This is a genomic window from Methylobacterium sp. Gmos1, assembly GCF_053764715.1.
The window spans coordinates 15,009-35,286 of the sequence record NZ_JBSNCC010000005.1 but is presented as its reverse complement, the minus strand read 5'-3'; the positions used below and the strand labels follow the sequence as shown (position 1 = coordinate 35,286).

Genomic DNA, 20,278 nt, shown 5'->3' with positions numbered 1-20,278 from the left:
GAAGGTCCCCCTCCGAGCACCAGAGAAGGAAAGCCGTTCATGGCACATTTCGACCTCGCCGATCCAGGCCCGCTCGGCGTACCGCTCACGCCGTCCGCGGCCACCAACGCCGATGCTCCCGGCGCGGGAGCGACCCTGCACCGGGCGATCGCCATTCCGCTTCTGGGCGCAGCGCTCCTGTCCACCCTGGCTCTGCCGACCGTGGCGATCGCGGCGGATGCTCAGGGCTTGGTGGATGCGCTGAAGATCGTCGCGGGCAAACCGCCCGGCGTGCGTGCGACCTTCGCCAAGGGACAGTGCGTGCGCGGCACCTACACGCCTTCCGCCGACGTCGGCGCCGTTACACGCTCGATCAGCTTCACGCGACCATGGCCGCTGATCGGTCGCTTCTCGGTCGGCGGCGGAAACCCCACCGTACCGGACACCGCCAGGACCGTTCTGCGCGGCTTCTCGATTAAGATCCTGTCGGGCGGGGACGAGACCCATCTCCTGTTCGAGAATGCCCCGGTGCATTTCGCTCGTACACTCGATCAGATGCTGGGCTTTCTGCAGGTCCGCGCCCCGGGAGCCGACGGCAAGCCCAACCAGGAGGCGATCGCCGCCTTCGCAAAAGCTAATCCGGAGACGACCCGCCAAGCCGCTTTCGTGGCAGGCAGGCCGTTGCCCGGGAGCTATGCCGGCGTCACCTATTGGGGCGTCCACACGTTCACGGGCGTGAGTGCCGCCGGACGGGCCGTGCCCTTCAAGTTCAGGATCGCCCCCGAGGCCGGGGAGATCGCTCTGAGCGATGAGGAGGCCAAGGGCAAGCCGCCCCAGTTCCTGAACGCTGAACTCGCGGACCGATTGTCACGCGGCGCCGTGAGGTTCGACGTCATGGCCATGCTGGCCGAGGCTGGCGACGATCTGGCCGCGGACATCACGCTCCGATGGAAGAACGAAGACGACCGCAAGGCGGTGAAGCTCGGCACGATCGCAGTGACAGCCCTCGAGCCGAATGAGACCTGCAACGACGGAATCTTCGATCCAGGCCAGCTGGCGGACGGCATCGAAGCACCGAAGGACGAGATCTTCACGGCGCGTCGTACCGCCTACGGGATCTCCTTCGGCCTACGCGCGAAGTAGCTCCAGACGCCCGGCGCCTGCCGTCGCCGGCCCGCCTCGCATCCACGGCGAGGCCGCTGCCGATGACATCGGGCGCCGGCTTCTCGGCCACGCCTGCGAGATCGCCGCCGTCATCGGTCCGCGCCGGCTCAGGGCCGGCAGTGCACGGCATAGCTCTCGGCCCCGCGAGCTGGGCGCCGGTGTCTTCGTCGCCTGGTTCGCCAATCTCGACCGCCTGTGATCCGGAGGATGCCCATGCCCGCCCTCGCACCCGAACTCGAGGTCTCCCGCTGGTTCAATGCGCCCACGCTGCTCACCCTCGCTGACCTGCGTGGCAAGGTCGTCGTCCTGCACGCCTTCCAGATGCTATGCCCAGGCTGCGTGGCTCACGGCACGCCCCAGGCCGAGAAGCTGCATCGGATGTTCGCGAGAGGTGGCGATGTCGTGGTGATCGGCCTGCACACGGTGTTCGAGCACCACGCGGCCATGACCGAGGTGGCGCTCGAAGCGTTCATTCACGAGTATCGACTGACCCTTCCCATCGGGATCGACCGGCCCGGCGAAGACGATCCGCTTCCCAGGACTATGCGGCGGTACGGCATGCGCGGAACGCCGAGCACCATCGTGATCGACCGTGACGGCGTTGTCCGCGAGCACGCCTTCGGGCAAGTCGACGACCTCGCACTCGGGGTTCTCGTGGGATCGCTGATGGCAGCGTCTTCAAGTGCATGGACGGGTCAGGCAGAGGCAGCAAGCGGGTGTGACAACGCCGGCTGTCCGTTGCCGGCGGTGGCGTCCACATGATCACGCGGATCCAGCCTGTCGTGCTCGCCGGACCCGTCGCGCCGCTCGGGCCTGACGGTCCGCCGAGCGGCATCGCCAAGCGGCCGGTACCGGGGCCATGGAAGATCACCACGACGGGGATCGTAGGGGATGCCCAGGGCGACCTCCGGTACCACGGCGGGCCTGAGAAGGCGCTGCACCACTACCCTCAGGACCACTATCCGATCTGGGCCGACGAAATCGGCGACCATCCACTTCTCTCGGCGCCCGGTGCCTTCGGCGAGAACCTCGCCACCTCGGGATGGACGGAGCACGACGTCTGCGTCGGCGACATCGTCCGGTTCGGGCCGGTGCTGCTTCAGGTGAGCCAGGGGCGCCAGCCCTGCTTCAAGCTGGACCGACGCTTCGGGCATCCCGGCATGGCTCGGGCGGTGCAGGCCACCGGTCGCACGGGCTGGTACTGGCGCGTCCTCGAGGAAGGCTCGGTCGAGCCCGGCGAGGCGCTCGTCCTGCACGAGCGCCTGCAGCCCGATTGGCCGTTGTCGCGGCTCGTCCACCTCTTCTATCGCGACACGCGCAACCGCGGCGATCTCGAAGCCGTCGCCAGGCTGCCCGAACTCGCCGAGAGCTGGCGAGCCCTGGCTCGGCGGCGGTTGGAGAGCGGCAGCGTCGAAGATTGGTCGCGGCGACTGACCGGTGTGGGGAAATCTGACGCGTGACTTACGTACTCTGGGCTTCGCCGGCTCTCGCGGTGATTGCCGCGATCGTCAGTGGCAAGACCGGAACGGTGGGCGCGGCCCTCATCGGGCTCGCCCTCGCGTTGATCGTGGCGCTGTTTGCCGCGCCACACGCATTCCAAGTCGGAGATGCGGCCGTCTTCCTCGCCCGCGGCGCCTGGATCGGATGGATCGTCGTTCCCTACATCCTCGGCGGCCTCTTCTTCTGGCGGATCGCGCTTCGGCCAGGCGGACCGGCGATCCCGGAAAGGTCGCTGTCCGATGCACGCGCGAGGCGGCGGCTCCTCTTTGCGGCCTGCTTCCTGATCGGTCCGTTTGCCGAAGCCGCAACCGGCTTCGGCGTCGGTATCATCGGGACAATGATGCTGGTGCGGCGCCTCGACGTTGCACCCGTCCCGCTGCTGGCGTTCAGCCTGCTGAGCCAGACCATGATCCTATGGGGCGGGATGGGAAGCGGCGCCATCGTGGCTGCCGCCTTCGCCCGTACGGATCCCACCACGCTGGCGGTCAACACCAGCTGGTTCATGGTCGCCTTCAATCTCCTCTGGCTGCCCTTGTTCTGGCGGTTGGCGGAGCGTGCCGGCGTCTCCTGCGGCTGGCGCGAGCGGGTGAACGAGATGCGCTGGCTGTGCGCCGGCTTAGCCGCGGTGATCGCCGCGACGGTGGCCCTCGGCCCTGAGACGGCGATGCTTGCCGCTTATGGTCCCTTGATCGCGCTCCGCTACGTCCTCGACGAACGGCCGAGCCACCGCGAACTTCTCCTCGCCACGCGCAAGGTCGCCCCGTTCGCTACTCTGATCACCTGGCTCCTCCTGACCCGGCTGATCCCGCCGCTGAAGCAGGTCCTCGAACAGGCCGGGCGTCTCCAACCGTTCCCGGGTGCACCGGCGTGGTCTCCGTTATTCCACGCCGGAACGTGGCTCGTCGTTGCCGCCATCGTGACGGGATTGCTGCGAGGGCAGGCATACGCCTTCGTGCAGGAGGCGAGGGGCGCGTGGAGGACAGGGCGGCTGGCCGTTCTGACGATCGTCGCCTTCGCCATGATGGCCGAACTGCTGTCCGGATCCGGCGTCGCCGAAGGGCTGGCACGCGGAATGTTCGAGGCTCTCGGCCGCTGGTCGGTCCTCGTGACGCCCATCATCTCGGCGGTGTTCGGGGCGCTCGCAAATAGCGGCAATGCCGCCAACGGCCTGTTCATGGCCTCGCAGCTCAGCCTCGCAGCGGAGGCTAATCTAAACCTGGCAGCCGTCGCATCGCTTCAGCAGGCTGCGGCGCTCTCGCTGAACATCGTTTCCCCGGTTCGCATGTCGGTTGTGTGCAGCTTGGCTGAAACACCGGGGATGGAACGTCAGGCTTACCGTGCGATGCTGCCGTTCTCAACCGTGGTGATCATCGTACTACTCGCTTCAGCGCTGATGCTATTTGGGGGAATTTTGTGAGTTATTAAGCGACGAAATCAAATGCGATATGATAAGATATAACAAATAGCGCTAAAAACATATATTGCTCGATGGCGATTTTCCGTTAAACGGAAGGGCTCACAAAATGTTCATCATGATCTAACCTGCTCAAGTTGCTACCGAATGGCCGGATACAGTGCAGGCTGGATCCCGGCCGTTAGTTTGACCATATGCCCCGCGCAGGGGAGGAGAGGTCGGCCAGCACTGAAGTTTCGAAGGCGTCATACAGCACGTTCGGGGGGCCATCCTGCTGTCCTGGGATGCTCCCGAGCCGTTCCGTTGGTCCTGGGGCATCCTGATCCAGCACGACAGCTTCGCCCCTGTGGGGCAGCTCTGCCAATGAATGTCGCCGTGGTGCCCAAGCTGTGAAACAAGCGGACCCTCGAACCGCCACGTCGAAGGTCCGCATGGGGGCCATCTTGGACCCTGGCCACTTTCCCCGAAGCGGACGTTCTGCCTCTTCAACTTCGTCGTAGGTACCGATCAGCAGCTGGCATCGATGGCATTAACGGATCAGCTGATCGCCCGCTCACGTGCTGAACCGCATCGAAGGCGTTCCAACGCACCTACGAGGACGGCCTTGCCGCCCTACGGAAGCGGTACGCAGACAGGGGCTGAATGGCAGCAGGGCATGCGCAGCCCCGTCGCGGCACACATTAGCGTGAAGGAAACAGGTAACGGACTCGACACGCAGAACGCCGATCCCGCTGTGCTGACCGGCTACACAGCGGGGTTCGAAGTGACGCTTCACCGTTGCGACAGACCTTGAAGTAAAGCATAAAATTTCTCAGAGAAAATTTCGTAGCATAGAAGAGGCCAATGTTTTTTTAAAAAAGGCGAATCTGATGAGACCTTCAAATGCTAATTACGCTCGCCAGCTACAAGTGGCGGAACAAGTACTCCATCAACTGCAAGGCTCGAAGTAACCGCCTCATCGGATGATGCACGCTCGTAAACGCGCTTCGGCAGGCACCAAACAATAAGGCCCGCTGATAGCGCGCACACGCCAGCGATAGCGTAGAGAGCTGCGTCAGCACTGCCCGTCGTGTCTCTTACTACTCCCACCATGTAGGGTCCGATCACGCCACCGAGCTGGCCGACCGAGTTGATCAGGGCCAATCCACCCGCAGCTGCAACCCCCGTCATCACTCGCGCAGGCAGGATCCAGAACAGCCCGAACGACGCGATGATACCGGTGGCTGCGATGCTGAGGCCGACCACTAGCATGACGGTGCTGTTGCCGAAGATGCCGCACATCACGTAGCCCACGACCCCTGCAAGGGCGCATCCAGCCAAGTGCCACTTCCGCTCGCCTGTCCTGTCCGAGGAGCGGGCGATCAGCGTCACACCCACGAGGGCCACTAGGTAGGGCAGCATTGTGATGAGGCCGATGATGAAGGTATCGTTGGTGCCCGCTGTCTTCACGAGCTGCGGCATCCAAAAAAGGATCCCGTAAATCCCCATGGCGAGCCCAAGATAGATGACCGAGAACACGTAAGTGCTTGGCTGCCGAAGTGCGACGCTGAACGAGTGCGTGCTGCCGGACCGCGGCTCCGCTTCGAGGCTGGCTGTCAGAATACGCTTCTCGTCGTCGTTGAGCCACCGCGCATCCTCGACCCGATCATCGAGCCAGGCCATGACGACGAAGCCGAGCACGACCGACGGGATACCCTCAAGGAGGAAAAGCCACTGCCATCCGTGCATGCCTCCGACGGCGTCCATGTACTTCATGATGGCGCCTGAGATCGGTCCTCCGAGAATTCCGCATAGTGCGATTGACGTGAAAAAGAACGAGTTGATCCGCCCGCGCTGCTTCGCCGGGAACCATTGCGTGAAATAGTAGACTGCTCCCGGCACGAATCCAGCCTCGAACATCCCGAGCAGGAACCGGAGAACGTAGAACCACGCTTCTGTCTTCACGAACATCATCAACGCGGAGGCGATGCCCCAGCTGATCATGATCCGGGCGATCCAGAGCCGGGACCCGACCCTCGCCAAGATCATGTTGCTCGGGATCTCGAAGACGAGATAGCTGATGAAGAAGATGCTCGCACCGAGGCCGTAGGCGGCATCGGACAATCCCAGCTCGCTCTGCATCTGCAGCTTGGCGAAGCTGATGTTGACGCGGTCGAGATAGGCCATCCCGAAGCATGCGACGAAGAGCGGCACGATGCGCCAGCTCGCTTTCCTCAAGACAGAGTCGAGCGTAGGAGCGATAGCTCCGCCGCTCGCTGCAACAGAATTCGATGGCATATCCAGTCTCCACCCGAGATTTTTGTATTTTTTGAAATCACATGACTTGACGCAGCATGCTTTCGTAGTCCGCGGCCAAAGCGTCGCGCGGATTCGTCTTGTGGCTGTGGTCGGCGAGTGCGCCCTTTACGATAGCCGGAATGAGGTCGGCGCCGACGCCCATCTCCGACAGCGTCGTCGGCAGCCCGAGCCGTCGCGTCATGCTCCCGATCGCCGGGCCGACCTCGCTGCCTGCACCGAGCGCCATGGCGCCGGCCAGCCGGTCCATCTTGCGGTTCGCCACCACCGTCTCGGCCGAGGCATTGAATGCGAGCACTGCCGGCAGGAGGATCGCGTTCAGGGTTCCGTGATGGAGCCTGGGATTGAGGCCGCCCAGCGCGTGGCTGAGGCTGTGCACGGAGCCAAGGCCCTTCTGGAAGGCGAGGGCGCCCTGAGTGGACGCGCTCATCATATTGAGCCGCGCGTCGCGGTCGCCGGGGTTCGCCGTCGCGCGCTCGATATGCGCCCAGGCACGCTGGAGACCGTCGAGCGCGATCCCTTCCGCCGGGGGGTTGAAGGACGGCGACAGGAAAGTCTCGATGCAGTGGGCGATGGCGTCCATGCCGGTGGCAGCGGTGAGGATCGGCGGCAGCCCAAGCGTCAATTCGGGATCGCAAATCGCCGATTTCGGCACGACGTGGGGCGACAGGATGCCGACTTTCCGCCCATCGTCCAGGATGATCAGGGAGCCACGGCCGACCTCGCTGCCCGTGCCCGCGGTGGTCGGGATCGCGACCACCGGCGGCGTTCTGGCGGTGATGCGGGCCGCTCCTCCCTCGATCGCCGCGTAATCCTTGAGCGCTCCACCATGTGCGGCAAGCACTGCGACCGCCTTGGCAAGGTCGATGGGAGATCCGCCGCCGAGCGCGACGACGCCATCGCATCCGTGCTCCCGATACAGCTCGAGCGCGTCGCGAACCGAAGCCTCATCCGGGTTGCCGGGCGTGCCGTCGTAGACCGGCACGCCCGCCCGGCCGGGGAGTTGGCTGAGAACCGTGTCGACCAGGCCTGCGGCCCGCACGCCGCGATCCGTGATCAGCAGGGGCCGCGCGACCCCGACCCGCTCGCATTCTGCTGCGAGCGCCGCGAGTGCCCCGAACCCGAAATTGATCTGTGTGATGTAGTTGATGACGTTCATTGTACTCTCACGCTGGTCTGTCTCGCGGCAGCGCCGGAGCGACCACTGTGAAACAGTGGTCGATCTTGGAAACATACTTCAGGCCGGCTGCGCGCCGTCGTAGCCTTCGACGATGATGAGGTCGTTATGGGCGTGGGGGGCCCGGATGGCGACGAGGCGCTGGTACTCGGGGGAATTGTAGCAGGCGACCGCCGTTTCGTAATCATCGAATTCCAGAACGACGGTCCGCGAGCGGGTGCTGCCTTCGGCCTGGATCTGCCTGCCCGCGCGGACGACGAACCGGGCGCCGAACTTCGCGAAGACAGGGCCGTTCTGCTTCGTGTACTCACCGTACCCATCCGGATTGATCAGATCGCCGTGCGCGATCCAGTAGCCTTTGGCCATGACGTGGTTCTCTCCTCGTTGGCGTGTGGCGGACCGCGGAAGCCCGCCCGCGGGAAGGGTCACGGTTGGAAGACGAAACCCGGCTTAATCGCCAAGTCGTCCGGGATCGGCGGGAGGTCCGAGAAGAGCTCCGGGTGCGCCTTCATGACGGCCAGGATCGGCCGCGGATCGACGTGCTTGTTGACGTCGAAGGTCGACTTGATGGTGCCGAGCTTCGCCAGGGTGTCCTCGGCGGTCCAGAGCGCCCGGTAGTTGTTGCGCGACAGCCGCCGGTCGAGCTGCTGCACGTTGAACTGCATCGCCGCCTCCGCGACGTCACGCTTCAGCCCGGGGATCCAGCGGGTGCCGATGCCGGCGGCCTGCTTCGGGTTCTTGCGCATCCACTGATCGGCTTCGGAGGTCGCGGCCAGGAACTTCTCCGCCAGCCCCAGATGCGCATCGACCCAGGAGCGCAGGGCGACGGCAAAGCCGATATAGGAGATCACGTCGCCGCCGCGGATCACCTGGAAGGCGCCGGGAACGTCCTTCTGCGCGATGATCGGCCACGGGTCCCAGCCGGCGAACGCATCGACCCCCTTCGCCAGAAGCGCCACCGTCATGTCCGGGGGCGGCGTGTTCACGAGCGCGACGTCGGCGGGTGTGAGGCCCGCCTTCTGGAGCAGGCCGAGGATGTAGAGGTGGTTGATCGTGCCGAAGGAGGTCGCGATCTTCTTGCCTTTAAGGGTCTTGAGGTCGCCCGCGACGATGCCCGAGCCTTCGCGCGCGACGAGCGCCATCGTGGCATCCGACCCGGCCTTGGTCGTGCTGCCGCTGAAATTGCCGAGCGCGACGAGGTCCATGCCCCGGAGGACCGCGCCGATCATGGGAACGCCGACCTGGACGATGTCCGTTTCGCCCGCTTGAAGCGCATTGAGAGCGTCGACGCCCGTTGGGTAGGGTCTCGCGATCGTGACGTCGAGCCCGTGCTTCTCGAAGAACCCCCGCTCGAGCGCGACGGGAATCGCCAGCATGTCGATCGCGCTCACCATGCCGACGTTCATCTTGACCGGCTCGTCGGCGTGGGCGCAAACGACCGACAGCGCCAGAGCCGCAGCGGTAACAAGTCGTCTTATCATTATTGATCCTCCCTCAGCGGTTCGACCTTCCTGACCCAGAACGGGCGGGCGAGCGACGTCAGATCGCTCGTTCTCACCCCGCGCAGTTCTATCGAGTGCTCATCGGCACCGGCGATGCGCCCGTATCTCTGCACGGCGAGCACGTGGAACCTCTCGGGCGTGAAGGGCAGATCGATCTGGACGTTCACGCGTCCACTCGCCCGGGAGAGGTCGGGCGAGATCTTGCCGGGGGCCGCAACGGTGAGCCAAAGCTGGAAGCCGAGCCAGCACGCCATGACGCCCAGCACGGTGCGGGTCCGCGAGGACCGCAGGAATGCGCGCGCCCGGGTCACGCGAGGCGGACCTGCTGGAGGACCCGCGCCGAGATGGTCTTGAAGCGATCGTCGTGAACGAGACGGTCCCACACGCGGGGCTGCGGAAGGTCGACCGCGATGTCGTCCAGCACGCGCCCCTTCGAGAGCACGACGACGCGTGTCGCCAGGAACACGGCCTCGGGCACGTCGTGCGTGATGAAGATGACGGTCGGCCGCCGTTCCTGCCAGATCCGGGTCAATTCCTCCTGCAGGGTCATGCGCGTCTGCGCATCGACGCTGGCGAAGGGCTCGTCCATGAGCAGCACGTCGGGCTCGTTGGCCAGCGCGCGGATGACGCCGACCCGTTGCTGCATGCCGCCGGAGAGTTCGTTGGGGTAGCGGTTGGCGGCCTCGGCCAACCCGACGAGGGTCAGGTATTCGCGAGCGATCCGGTCCCGCTCGGATTTCGGCACGCCCTTCATCCTGAGCCCGAACCCGACATTGTCGAGGACGGTCTTCCACGGGAACAGGGCGAAGGACTGGAAGACCACGCCGCGATCGGCACCAGGGCCGCTGACGGACTTACCGTTGAGCAGGATGTCTCCGCCCGATCGCGGGATGAATCCGGCGATCATGTTCAGCATCGTGGTCTTGCCGCACCCGGATGGACCGACCACGGAAACGAACTCGCCCCGTTCGACGGTCAAGGACAGGTCGCGGATCACCGTGACATGCGCGTCGGCATACGGGTTGAAGTAAGTTTTCTCCAGGTTCTGGATCGAAAGAGTCATGATGTCACAATCCCCCAGCGTTCACCAGTCGCCTTCTCCAGAGGAGCGAGTATCCAAGCGTCGACAATGTACCATAATGTTCCAAGTATGATCATCCCGAGGATGATTTCGGTCGTCGAGCCGGCGCGTCTGGCATCGAACATCAGGAAGCCGATGCCGCTCGTGCCGACGATGATCTCCACGGCGATCAGCGCCCGCCAGCCGTAGCCGAGCCCATTGCGCAGACCGGTCAGGATGTTTGGCAGAGCCCCTGGCAGGATCACGTGCCACAACACGCTCAGTGAGGACGAACCGAGGCTGCGTGCCGCGCGCGGAAGATCGCGCGGGATGGTCTCCACGCCCAGCACGGTGTTGAGGACGATCGGGAATATCACCGTATAGACGATGACGAACGTCATCGTGCCCAGACCGAACCCGAACCAGATTAACAGAATCGGCAGCCACGCGATGTCGCCGATAGCTTGAAAAAATAGGAGGATCGGCCAGAAGACACGGTGCGCTATTTTGTTGGTCGCGATCAAGAGGCCGAAGGGAATTCCCAACACGATCCCGATCGCCGCGCCCAGGGCGAGGCGCACGAGGCTATCCTGAAGATAGTCCGGCAAAATACCTTTGTAGGTGAGGGTGACGAAGGATTTGACGACGTCGCCCGGGCTGGGAAAGAACGCTGGCGGAAAGACGCCGGCCCAAGCCAGTATTTCCCAGAGCGCCAGGATCGGCAGAAAGGGCACGAGCGTCGCGATGACAGGCCATCGCTCCGTAAGCCTGACGTAGGTGCTCCAGACATGCAGTGCTACGTTCATGATTGCCTCACCATGCCCCAACGCTCGATCGTGGCGCGCTCAAGCGGTACGAGGATCAATCGGTCGATCATGAGCCAAATGGTTCCGATCAAGACCATGCCAAGAACGATCACTTCTGTTCTATAGAAATCACGTGCAACAAACAGCATGTAACCGAGGCCCACGTTTGTTGCGATCATCTCGGCAGCGATCAGCCCGCGCCATGCAAAGCCGAGACCGGTCCGCACACCCATGACGATGTTCGGCAATGCACCCGGAAGGAGCACGTGGAAGAGCAGCGCCCAGCGCCCGGCACCAAGGGAAGATGCAGCGTTCCGGATCGAATGGGGTATCGTCGACACTCCGAGTAGCGTGTTATACGCGACAACGAAGAATACGGCATTGAATATAACGAAGATGATCGCACCGAAGCCGTACCCGAACCACAGCGTCGCGATCGGGATCCACGCGATACCCGCCAGGACCGAGAAAAATCGGAACAGCGGCGTCAAGAACATCGCCGTGGCGCGACTGACACCCATCGCGATTCCGAGAGGCACGGCCGTGACGACACCGAGCAATGTGCCAAGGGCGACACGGAGAAGGCTTGCCCCGACATGGGCCGGAAGGGATCCGTCGCGCAGTGATTCGAGCCCTGCTCGTGCCACAGCACCAAGAGACGGAAAGGTCCGTGGGCTGATGTCGAACAACGGAACGACGATCGCCCAGATCACGACCAGCCCGATGAGGGGCGCAACAAATAAAATGCCGTCGACAATCCCGTTCATTCGTCGGAAAAGTCGTGTCGAGCGCGCACCGCGAGATGCAAGCAGCACATCATCCTCCCCGCGATCAATCTGACTGATCGCAATCCCGAGCCTTCATTGGCTTCTCAATGTTCGACTTACAGAATAATCGATCGGCCCGAGAGCTCAACCGACCCAACCTCCATCAACCGCACGCCCAACTCGGCAACTAGATTATCCTATGACGTGGCAGATATTGTCCGTCGAAGAACTGATAAAAAATCAAAGATTTACAGCAGCATCCGATATCAACGCGAGCGGCCAAGTCTTCAGCGTGCCCTCTTCCGCTGCTCGAGTCTGTCGCCCGTGAACGCCAGAACCTGCTTCATCGCTATCCGCGCGCCATCCGGGTCTCTCTGGCGAATGGCGCGTGCAGCCGTCGCATGGTTCGGAAGATTTTCCTCGAACCAGCCTGAAGTACCTACCGCCACGAAGAACACTGCGCTGAGAATCGCATTGATGGCACCGCTGAACCCCTGAAGCACAGGATTGTGCGTGGCGTGCAGGATCGCGAGGTGGAAAGCCTTATCGGCAGCGGTCGCGCTCTTGGAATCATGCGACGTTTCCATTGCGGCGAGAGCGGCGTCGATTCTCTGAAGGTCGCTCTCTGACCCTCGTTCCGCAGCGAGTGCTGCGGCTTCAGGTTCGATGATCGATCGAACCTCTTGTATGGCGAGCAACAGGTTCAGATCTGCAGCTGGTCGTTCGACCAGCCATCCGAGCACATCCCGATCCAGCAGGCTCCAGTTCTCGACCGAGAGGACGCGCGTGCCGTGACGAGGTCGCACTTCTATCAGGCCCTTCGCGGCCAAGATCTTCACAGCCTCCCGGACGACACCTCGGCTGACTTCGAAGCGCTGTTCGAGCTCTGGCTCAGGCGCAACCAAAGCGCCTACAGGTGTGATGCCTTGAACGATCTCACGGCCGAGCGTTGCGACCACGTGGTCAATTCGGCGAGGCTTCGTTCGACGAGTGAAAGATTCCAATTGCGCATCGTTCAAGAGCGCCCTCCCAAGGCGGGTGAACGTCCGTCGCCCTTGCCTCTATCGTCAGATGTTAAACGTCGGATGTTCGGTGTCAACTCAACTCACTGCGTCAATGATGGAAAAAAATGCTTCTCATCCAGTCGCCTGTTTACCAAGTGGCAGAGGGCCATATTACCAGACCATATCATCATGCGCGATATTATGCTGTCCAAATTACGCAGATAACTTACATAAAATGTGTAGAACATAACAAATATTTCTGCACCAGTGTGTACGCACAAGAATTTACCGTAATGAGCATGATACCGGTCTTGTGCGTTACCTCAGCGAGCAGCAGTTAGGATTTTCTCGGGCGTTGGTGCAAAAGTCCGCCTGCAAGCTGATTGAATGGGTGGGCCGACATTCTCGGAGTCGTTTTCCCCGATCTATGATTTTATTCTAGATGCAAAATCGTATAAAATCGATGTCTGCGCGGAGTTAGACGGGCATTATTGATCTAGATGCGATCTATTTTTCAACATAGTGCTGATCGCAACAAACTGATTGTTTGATCGCTACAATTCCGTTAAACGGAAATGGCAAGCAGCGAGCATGTTGACCTGGCCGTTCAACCGCTCGTGATCGCCGGTGGGACTTGCAAGTTAATTCAGTGATCCGTTCTCTCACGAGAGGTGCAGCGTTGCCATCGACTGCGTCGAGAATGGCGGCTGCCAGCTTGGTCCAGTCGAAGGACTTGAATCGGTCATTGTGTTCGGAGATGTAGCACTTAATCAACACTTGCAGTCCGATGATCCCGCTGAATTTGCTCGGCTTCAGCTTGTGATGTACTAAGAATGAGAAGTCAGTTCGATGAGCGTAGGCTGATCGATCGTGCTTACTGCCTTATCGTTGGTCGGCGGATCCGCGGAGCTTCGGGAGACGTTGCGTCGATGATGTTCGATTATGCGCGCGTTGGATTTAACACCCTGGTTGCGTCCGGCCTCGACGTCGATGTTTCGAGGATATCTGACGAACGCCGCCATGATCGGCCGGGCCGCAAGCTCAGGTTTACGAGCCCAGTCGCCGCGGGATCAGACTCTTCGGTCGGATGCGTGCTGGGCGGCAAGATCTACGTCCGAATGTGCTCCCACACCTTCGAGATGACGACCGATCCCTCGCCAACCGAGGCCGCCACTCGCTTGACGGAGCTGGCGCGAACGTCCCCGACCGCGAAGATTCCCGGATGCGACGTCGCATAAGGCGAACGCGCGCCGATCGCGTCGCCAGTCAGAACAAAGCCGTGGCCATCGAGCTCGACGAGTCCCGAAAGCCAGCCGGTATTCGGGGCGGCGCCCACCATGACGAACACGGCACAGGTTGAGATCATGCGCGTCGTTCCGTCGGTGAGGGTGCGGATTGTCACCGCGTCGAGACGGGCGTCCCCGTGCAGGGCGGTGACTTCGGCCCCGTACTCGATGGTGATCGCCGGGTCTGCCTCCAGCCGGCTCGACAGGTATCTTGACATGGATGTCGCGAGCGATTGCCCGCGGACCAAGAGGCGCACGTGTCGCGCCGAGCGGCTGAGATACATCGCGGCCTGGCCCGCAGAGTTGCCGCCGCCGATGACGATCGCCTCGGCATTCCGGCAGTAGCGCGCCTCGATCTCCGTCGCAGCGTAGTAGATGCCTGCGCCCTCGACGCTTCGAGGCGTTCGATTGGCAATCTCCGGTACTGGACGCCGGTCGCGACGACGACGGCCTGTCCCCGGACGCGCCGACCGTTGTCGAACGCCGCACAGAACGAACCGTCCCTAAGCCGCTCCAACTTCACCACGCGCCGCGGCATCGCGAAGCGCGTGCCGAACTTCATCGCCTGGATCTCACCGCGCCACACAAGATCGGCGCCTGAGATCCCGGTCGGGAAGCCCATGTAATTCTCGATCCGGCTCGATGTGCCAGCTTGGCCGCCGATCGCAACATCCTCGATGACCAGCGCGCGCAGCCCCTCCGCACCTGCATAGACGCCCGCCGCCACCCCGGCCGGACCGCCGCCCACGATGAGGACGTCGAAGGCCTCGTCGTCGACGAGGTTGTAGTCGAGGCCGAGCAGCCGTGCGACTTTGGCGGGCGTCGGTTCGGTCACGACCACGTCCCGGCCGAAGATGACCGCCGGTCGGTGAGCCGAAATCGAGCAGGCCGTGGCGACGCTCGCCGCCTCCGGGCTGCCCAGCGAATAGGTCCTGTAGGGAAGCCGGTTGCGGCTCGCGAACTCGGCGATCCGCCGTACGCTTCGGTCGTCGTCCTCGCCGAGGAGCACGAGCGTGCCGTCGTGCGAATCGAGCTGCCGTCGCCGCCTAGCGGCGAGGACCGTGATGATAATGTCCGACATCTCCGGGATCTCGGACATCAGCCGCAGCATCCCGGGGCGCGGCACCTCGATGACGACCGTATCCGCGCTCGCCCGCATGGGCATCGACCAGACGCCGCCGTTCAGGAACGAGATCTCGGCCATGAACTGGCTCGGTCCGAGGGTGGACGGAAGATGGCGCTTGCCCGTGAAGGGGTTGACCACTTCGATCTCGCCGACCTCGACATAGACAAAGCGGTCGGCTGGGTCGCCGGCACGGACGAGAATGGCACCGCTCGGGTAGTGCTTCTCAGCTCCGATGGCTCGAAGCGCGGCGACGTGCGATGCGGCGAGAGGAATGCGCTGCATCTCGCGCAGGTCACGGCCGATCGTTTCCATAGGTCGTCCTCGTCGCAGATCATCCGCATCTGCGCAGCATCGATGTGTCAGCTTTGGTAGGCAAGACCCCCGGCGGGGGCGATCGTTTGATCGAAGCTGGTGGCCTGAAAAGGATTACGCAGGACTTGCAACCCAGACCAGAGCCGCCGTCTGATTGAATGGTACCAACGATGAACAATAAATTATCGAGATGGTACGCAAAGCCGGATGTTCGCTCTTAGGCTGAAGGCGGAGGTCAGATTGTGGCGCGGAGCGGTACGAACCGATGTGTGAACTCCGGCATTCTGCGGGCGTTTCAGCCAATGCCTCCAAAGGACTACAACGGATTCATGCTCCCGTTCAGCGGCGACATTGTCACGGCCTGCGCGCGGCGGCTGGATTCGCGCCGGCGCAGGGGAGGGCCCGAAGACGATGAGAGGATCCGGCGGATCATGACCTTAGTGCACCTCATAAAACTCCCGCTGCGCTGACGCCGCCAAAGCGAGAGACGACGGTGATCGGGAGTTTTGTGAGAGACACTTAAGCGGACACTCGAACCGCCACCTCTGAACGGCCGCATGGGCTGGGAAGCGGATCCTACCCCTCTGCTCGAGAGCGGACGTTTCGCTTTCGATCCATGTCGGTCGTCAATCAACCTGCTCGGCCCGCTTGGAAGCGGATGTAGATACTCTCGGCTGGAAGATGATCCGCTTTATGAGAGAATGCGCGTCGCATGTCACAACCGTGCAGGTCGGTTCGTCATAGCTTCGAACGTCGATCTCCGACGCTCCGAGCACAAGGATGAGACATGAGCGAGATCAAGCGACTGGTCTGGAACGAAGTGGCCCCGCAGGGGGCTATAGCGCTCTATGGCATTCACCATTACATCACCACTGGCACTGATCTACCCCATGAACTGATCCATCTTGTATTCCTGCGAGTATCGCAGATCAACGGCTGCGCGCACTGCATCGACTTGCACACCCGGGATCTCCTTAAAACGATGCCGTTCGAGAAGGTCGCCCTGGTTCCGGTCTGGGCCGAGGTGCCCCACCTGTTTCCTGACCAGTACCGCGCCGCGCTCGCGTGGGCGGAGGAAGTCACGCTGGTCAGCGAGACGCACGCTTCCGATGAGGCCTATGCGGCCGCAAGCGCAGCCTTCGCGCCCAAGGATCTAGTGGACCTCACAATCACCATCGCGGCAATGAACGCGTTCAACCGCCTCGGCGCACCCTTCCGCCTCCCGGTCCAGGCGAAAATTTAGTCGCTTCTGCGCTCTGTCAGGGGCGGTGCCAGCGCCGTCCCATTCCCGCGGATATCAATCAATCCTCGGCGGCAGTTCCACGTCCCATGTCGATGACTTTTTTCCGGGGCATGTCACATCGGGCCCATCCCGCCTCGTCATTTGTTCGACGGACGCCTGAAAGCGGCAAGGAGCCGCCCTGTCCGTTCTCGACCAAGGAGACGGGTACCATGAGGATCGTGGTGATTGGCGGAAGCGGCCTCATCGGCAGGCATCTGACGGCCGAACTGTCGCGACAAGGACATGAGGCCATTGCGGCCTCGCCGAGCAGCGGGGTGAATGCGCTGACGGGCGAAGGCTTGGCCAGGGTTCTTGCCGGAGCTGACGTCGTCGTTGACGTGTCGAACTCTCCGTCCTTCGAGGACGCGGCGGTTCTCGACTTCTTCGAGCGCTCAAGTCGCAACCTCCTCGCCGCGGAGCGCGAGGCGGGTGTGAAACATCACGTCGCCCTATCCATCGTCGGCACGGACCGCCTGGTGGGGAACGGATACTTCCTCGCGAAGGTCGCGCAGGAGCGATTGATCGCGGCTTCTAGCCTTCCCTACACCATCGTCCGGGCGACGCAATTCTTCGAGTTCGTCGCGACGATCGGCCAGGCTTCCGTTGCAGGCGACCGCATCGTTGTTCCCGATGCCGACTTCCAGCCGATCGCCGCCGCCGATGTAGCCGCAGCGCTCGCCGATGTCGCGCTTGCTCCCGCACGCAACGTGACGATCGAGATCGCCGGGCCGGACCGCCTGCCGTTCCGCGACTTCATCGCCCACTCGATCGCATCCACCGGCGATCGTCGGGAGGTCCTAGCCGACAGGGCGGCGCGCTACTTCGGCGCCGCGCTCGATAAGGGGTCGCTTGTCCCCGAGCATGCGGAAGCGGCGCGGCTCGGGCCGACGCGGTTCGAGAACTGGCTCGCTGCTGCCTGAACCGCTGCGCTTCTCCCCATCCACGAAGAAAGACCCCTTCCATGTTCAAAGCATTTCTGCTGGGCGCCCTCGTTGCCGTCTCCGCCGTTCCTGCGATGGCGGCCGATGTTGTGAGGGGCAAGGCCCGCGTCACGACGATCTTCGACCATCCGCTACCTTCGGTTCCCGGCAAGAGCCTGCGCGGCGTCCTCGTCGAGTACGGTCCAGGCGGATCCTCACCGTCCCACACCCACGCCGCATCTGCCTTCATCACGGCAACTGTGATCAAGGGCGCGGTGCGCAGCCGGATCAACGACGGCCCGGAGAAGGTCTTCCGCGTCGGCGAAAGCTTTGTCGAAATGCCCGGTGATCACCACAGTGTTAGCGCTAACGCCAGCGACGTCGAGCCCTCCAAACTCCTCGCCGTCTTCGTCGTGGATACAGCTGACCGGGTATTGACGACGCCGGACCGGCACTAGCAGCGGCGGCGGCGCGGGAACTCAGCTGTTCAAGGCGGCAAGGATACGTGATGGTCGTCCACATTCGCTCAACCGGCTTCGTTTACGAGGAACGGTCCATGTCGCAGGCCGAAATCGCCACGGCGATCTTCGAGTCCCATCGCACGCGGCTATTGCGCATCGCCTACCGCATGCTTGGCTCGCGCAGCGAAGCGGAGGATGTCGTGCAGAATGCCTGGCTGCGCTGGGTGGCGGTGGACCAGACGAAGGTCTCTGCTCCCTATCCGTTCCTCGCGCGCATCGTTACGCGCCTCTGCCTCGACGAGATGAAGTCGGCCCGCGCCCGCCGGGAGACCTACGTCGGCGCTTGGCTGCCCGAGCCGCTCGTCGAGGACGAGGAGGATGGGCTGGACAAAGATGACCTGACGCTGACGCTGATGATGGCGCTGGAGCGCCTGTCGCCGCTCGAGAGGGCGGCATTTCTCCTCCACGACGTTTTCGGCGTGCCGCTCAGCGAGGTGGCGGATGCGCTCGATCGGGAGGCGGCGGCCGTGCGCCAACTCGCCGTCCGGGCACGGCGGAACGTGGAGGCTGCGCGTCCACGCTTCCCCGTAGAGCGCGAAGAGGGCGAGCGGATCGCACAGGCCTTCTTCGCGGCATCCACCAGCGGCGATACCGCAGCGCTGCGTACTCTTCTCGCCGAAAACGCGGTGCTGCGCTCCGATGGCGGCGGCAAGGTTTTGGCCTTCATCAACCCCATTACCGGATTGGACCGCCTCCTGCGCATGTTCGAGGGTGTGCGGCGCAAATGGGGTCGAGGCTGGGCGCAGATGCTCGAACCCGTCTGGATCGACGGCTTGCCCGGTTATATCAGTCGCGAACGCGGCGACGTTCTCCAAACCACTGCGCTCGCCATTGAGGATGGCCGGATCACCGCGATCTACATAACCCGCAATCCCGACAAGCTTCGCCACGTCGCGCAGGCTCTCGCGTTGGCATCGGATCCTAGCTCGCGGACACACTAATCAGACTGCGGGCGCACCCGAGTCGCCCTACCCGACATGGTGTGCCCCTGCAGATGGAAGCTGTTGGCAATAACCGCCGAGGCCGCGGTTGATTATCCCTTGGTCTTCGGGCGACAGTAGGAAGCAGGCGCGGCGCGATGTCCGCTATTGTGTGCTGCCGACCGAAGGCGGAGCAGCGGGAACCCACCCAACGCAGTCGTCGACCTCTGCCGCGTCAACAGCCTGGAAGCGGACCCTCTCGGGGACCGCAGCGGGTCGGTTGCGGTTTTCGTTGGCGGATCCAGCATGGCTGGTTTCAATCGCGTCCCGTATACGATGGTGGGGAAGATCCGGAGAGGCGGCGTAGATACCGTTCGGAGCTTCGAAGAGTAAGCGCTCGGTGAAGGCCGCCTTGTGCCTGTAGTGCTTTGCTCTGGATACAGTGTCTGGCGTCAGATGGCGCTGTATCGGCCCTGTGTCTGGACCTATGACCAACTCTCCTCACGTCGTCGTTGCGGGCACCCGCCGCGTCTGGTCGCTCGAGCAGAAGCGCGCCATCCTGGCCGAGGCGGACAATCCCGCCACGACCGCCTCGGAGGTAGCCCGTCGGCACGGCCTGCACTCCAGTCTGCTGTTCCGATGGCGGCGCGCCTTGCTGGCCGAACAGCAGGCCTCGGCTGCCCCGCCGAGCTTCATCCCGCTCGCCCTGCCGCCCCCGGCCACGACGGCAGACGACGTGCCGGCCAGGTCGGGCTTGATCGAGATCGAGCTGTCGGGCGGGCATCGTGTGCGGGCCGCAGCCGGAGCGGACCTGACGCTCCTGCAGGGCGCGATCGCCGCGCTGCTCGGCCGATGATCCCCGTCCCGTCCGGCTCGCGCGTCTGGCTGGCCACCGGGCACACCGACATGCGCAAGGGCTTCGATGGGCTGGCCGCCCTCGTCCAGGACCATCTGGCGCGCGATCCGTTCTCGGGCCAGGCCTTCGTGTTCCGCGGGCGCCAGGGCCACCTGATCAAGGTGCTGTGGTGGGACGGCCAGGGCCTGTGCCTGTTCGCCAAGCGCCTGGAGAAGGGCCGCTTCGTCTGGCCGTCCACCGCCGGTGCCGCTGCTGCATTGACGCCGGCCCAACTCGCCATGCTGCTGGAGGGGATCGACTGGCGCGCACCTTTGCGCACCGACCGGCCGACGATCGCGGGCTGAAGGCGGCAGACTACCGAGGTGGCCACGTCCGTGGTCAGGACCT

Annotated in this window: 19 protein-coding genes and 1 pseudogene; 10 read left to right on the top strand and 10 right to left on the bottom strand. The window is 63.3% G+C overall.

Annotated features, from left to right (window positions below):
* Positions 1–39: 39 nt before the first annotated feature.
* The 4 genes from ACS5PV_RS12065 (at position 40) to ACS5PV_RS12050 (ending at position 4,060) form a co-directional block, all read left to right on the top strand.
* Positions 40–1,122, top strand: a complete 1,083-nt coding sequence (locus ACS5PV_RS12065) for a catalase family peroxidase (RefSeq protein ID WP_455395569.1) — start codon at positions 40–42, stop codon at positions 1,120–1,122.
* A gap of 234 nt (positions 1,123–1,356) precedes the next feature.
* Positions 1,357–1,905: a peroxiredoxin family protein gene (locus ACS5PV_RS12060; protein WP_455395568.1), complete on the top strand. Its 549-nt coding sequence runs from the start codon at positions 1,357–1,359 to the stop codon at positions 1,903–1,905.
* Positions 1,902–2,603, top strand: a complete 702-nt coding sequence (locus ACS5PV_RS12055; RefSeq protein ID WP_455395567.1) for an MOSC domain-containing protein — start codon at positions 1,902–1,904, stop codon at positions 2,601–2,603. Before ACS5PV_RS12060 ends, ACS5PV_RS12055 begins: the two co-directional genes overlap by 4 nt.
* Positions 2,600–4,060: an L-lactate permease gene (locus ACS5PV_RS12050; RefSeq protein ID WP_455395566.1), complete on the top strand. Its 1,461-nt coding sequence runs from the start codon at positions 2,600–2,602 to the stop codon at positions 4,058–4,060. Before ACS5PV_RS12055 ends, ACS5PV_RS12050 begins: the two co-directional genes overlap by 4 nt.
* 882 nt (positions 4,061–4,942) lie before the next feature.
* Here ACS5PV_RS12050 and ACS5PV_RS12045 read toward each other — a convergent pair.
* The 10 genes and pseudogenes from ACS5PV_RS12045 to ACS5PV_RS12000 form a co-directional block, all read right to left on the bottom strand.
* The gene (locus ACS5PV_RS12045; protein WP_197093178.1) at positions 4,943–6,250 is read right to left on the bottom strand and encodes an MFS transporter; all 1,308 of its coding nucleotides are present in this window, start codon (positions 6,248–6,250) and stop codon (positions 4,943–4,945) included.
* A 121-nt stretch (positions 6,251–6,371) separates the two neighbouring features.
* Entirely contained in the window at positions 6,372–7,511 is a 1,140-nt protein-coding gene (locus ACS5PV_RS12040; protein WP_455395565.1) for an iron-containing alcohol dehydrogenase, read from the bottom strand.
* Positions 7,512–7,589: 78 nt separating this feature from the next.
* The gene (locus tag ACS5PV_RS12035) at positions 7,590–7,895 is read right to left on the bottom strand and encodes a DUF1330 domain-containing protein (protein WP_048463654.1); all 306 of its coding nucleotides are present in this window, start codon (positions 7,893–7,895) and stop codon (positions 7,590–7,592) included.
* A gap of 59 nt (positions 7,896–7,954) precedes the next feature.
* Complete coding sequence (locus tag ACS5PV_RS12030; protein WP_455395564.1) at positions 7,955–9,010, bottom strand: ABC transporter substrate-binding protein; 1,056 nt, start codon at positions 9,008–9,010, stop codon at positions 7,955–7,957.
* Positions 9,010–9,297, bottom strand: coding sequence for a hypothetical protein (locus tag ACS5PV_RS12025; RefSeq protein WP_238193741.1), 288 nt, complete (start codon positions 9,295–9,297; stop codon positions 9,010–9,012). The genes ACS5PV_RS12030 and ACS5PV_RS12025 overlap by 1 nt, the downstream gene beginning before the upstream one ends.
* A 41-nt stretch (positions 9,298–9,338) precedes the next feature.
* A complete protein-coding gene (locus ACS5PV_RS12020; protein WP_053081675.1) occupies positions 9,339–10,097 on the bottom strand; it encodes an ABC transporter ATP-binding protein in 759 nt (252 codons plus the stop codon).
* Positions 10,091–10,897, bottom strand: a complete 807-nt coding sequence (locus ACS5PV_RS12015; RefSeq protein ID WP_455395563.1) for an ABC transporter permease — start codon at positions 10,895–10,897, stop codon at positions 10,091–10,093. The genes ACS5PV_RS12020 and ACS5PV_RS12015 overlap by 7 nt, the downstream gene beginning before the upstream one ends.
* Positions 10,894–11,664 carry an ABC transporter permease gene (locus tag ACS5PV_RS12010; protein ID WP_455395562.1) on the bottom strand — a complete coding sequence of 257 codons (771 nt, stop codon included), beginning with the start codon at positions 11,662–11,664 and terminating at the stop codon, positions 10,894–10,896. Before ACS5PV_RS12010 ends, ACS5PV_RS12015 begins: the two co-directional genes overlap by 4 nt.
* 287 nt (positions 11,665–11,951) lie before the next feature.
* Complete coding sequence (locus tag ACS5PV_RS12005) at positions 11,952–12,683, bottom strand: FadR/GntR family transcriptional regulator (RefSeq protein ID WP_455395561.1); 732 nt, start codon at positions 12,681–12,683, stop codon at positions 11,952–11,954.
* A 1,093-nt stretch (positions 12,684–13,776) separates the two neighbouring features.
* Positions 13,777–15,392: pseudogene (locus tag ACS5PV_RS12000) on the bottom strand (FAD-dependent oxidoreductase).
* A gap of 787 nt (positions 15,393–16,179) precedes the next feature.
* Between ACS5PV_RS12000 and ACS5PV_RS11995 the strand changes: the two are divergent.
* The 6 genes from ACS5PV_RS11995 to tnpB all read left to right on the top strand — a co-directional run bounded on the left by ACS5PV_RS11995 (position 16,180) and on the right by tnpB (position 20,235).
* Complete coding sequence (locus tag ACS5PV_RS11995) at positions 16,180–16,635, top strand: carboxymuconolactone decarboxylase family protein (protein WP_455395560.1); 456 nt, start codon at positions 16,180–16,182, stop codon at positions 16,633–16,635.
* Between the two features lie 209 nt (positions 16,636–16,844).
* On the top strand, positions 16,845–17,594 hold the full coding sequence (locus ACS5PV_RS11990) for an SDR family oxidoreductase (protein ID WP_455395559.1): 750 nt from the start codon (positions 16,845–16,847) through the stop codon (positions 17,592–17,594).
* 41 nt (positions 17,595–17,635) lie between these two features.
* Positions 17,636–18,052: a cupin domain-containing protein gene (locus tag ACS5PV_RS11985; RefSeq protein ID WP_455395558.1), complete on the top strand. Its 417-nt coding sequence runs from the start codon at positions 17,636–17,638 to the stop codon at positions 18,050–18,052.
* Between the two features lie 98 nt (positions 18,053–18,150).
* Positions 18,151–19,056: a sigma-70 family RNA polymerase sigma factor gene (locus ACS5PV_RS11980; protein WP_455395880.1), complete on the top strand. Its 906-nt coding sequence runs from the start codon at positions 18,151–18,153 to the stop codon at positions 19,054–19,056.
* A gap of 466 nt (positions 19,057–19,522) precedes the next feature.
* Entirely contained in the window at positions 19,523–19,891 is a 369-nt protein-coding gene (tnpA, locus tag ACS5PV_RS11975) for an IS66-like element accessory protein TnpA (RefSeq protein WP_455395557.1), read from the top strand.
* The gene (gene tnpB / locus ACS5PV_RS11970; RefSeq protein ID WP_165091459.1) at positions 19,888–20,235 is read left to right on the top strand and encodes an IS66 family insertion sequence element accessory protein TnpB; all 348 of its coding nucleotides are present in this window, start codon (positions 19,888–19,890) and stop codon (positions 20,233–20,235) included. The genes tnpA and tnpB overlap by 4 nt, the downstream gene beginning before the upstream one ends.
* The last annotated feature ends 43 nt before the right edge of the window (positions 20,236–20,278 follow it).

Coding starts and splice junctions, on each gene's coding strand:
- ACS5PV_RS12015 (WP_455395563.1), bottom strand. CDS start 10,897: ATGAACGTAGCACTGCATGTCTGGAGCACCTACGTCAGGCTTACGGAG.
- ACS5PV_RS11985 (WP_455395558.1), top strand. CDS start 17,636: ATGTTCAAAGCATTTCTGCTGGGCGCCCTCGTTGCCGTCTCCGCCGTT.
- ACS5PV_RS11995 (WP_455395560.1), top strand. CDS start 16,180: ATGAGCGAGATCAAGCGACTGGTCTGGAACGAAGTGGCCCCGCAGGGG.
- ACS5PV_RS12055 (WP_455395567.1), top strand. CDS start 1,902: ATGATCACGCGGATCCAGCCTGTCGTGCTCGCCGGACCCGTCGCGCCG.
- ACS5PV_RS12030 (WP_455395564.1), bottom strand. CDS start 9,010: ATGATAAGACGACTTGTTACCGCTGCGGCTCTGGCGCTGTCGGTCGTT.
- tnpB (WP_165091459.1), top strand. CDS start 19,888: ATGATCCCCGTCCCGTCCGGCTCGCGCGTCTGGCTGGCCACCGGGCAC.
- ACS5PV_RS12035 (WP_048463654.1), bottom strand. CDS start 7,895: ATGGCCAAAGGCTACTGGATCGCGCACGGCGATCTGATCAATCCGGAT.
- ACS5PV_RS12040 (WP_455395565.1), bottom strand. CDS start 7,511: ATGAACGTCATCAACTACATCACACAGATCAATTTCGGGTTCGGGGCA.
- ACS5PV_RS12065 (WP_455395569.1), top strand. CDS start 40: ATGGCACATTTCGACCTCGCCGATCCAGGCCCGCTCGGCGTACCGCTC.
- ACS5PV_RS12060 (WP_455395568.1), top strand. CDS start 1,357: ATGCCCGCCCTCGCACCCGAACTCGAGGTCTCCCGCTGGTTCAATGCG.
- ACS5PV_RS11980 (WP_455395880.1), top strand. CDS start 18,151: ATGTCGCAGGCCGAAATCGCCACGGCGATCTTCGAGTCCCATCGCACG.
- tnpA (WP_455395557.1), top strand. CDS start 19,523: ATGACCAACTCTCCTCACGTCGTCGTTGCGGGCACCCGCCGCGTCTGG.
- ACS5PV_RS11990 (WP_455395559.1), top strand. CDS start 16,845: ATGAGGATCGTGGTGATTGGCGGAAGCGGCCTCATCGGCAGGCATCTG.
- ACS5PV_RS12010 (WP_455395562.1), bottom strand. CDS start 11,664: ATGAACGGGATTGTCGACGGCATTTTATTTGTTGCGCCCCTCATCGGG.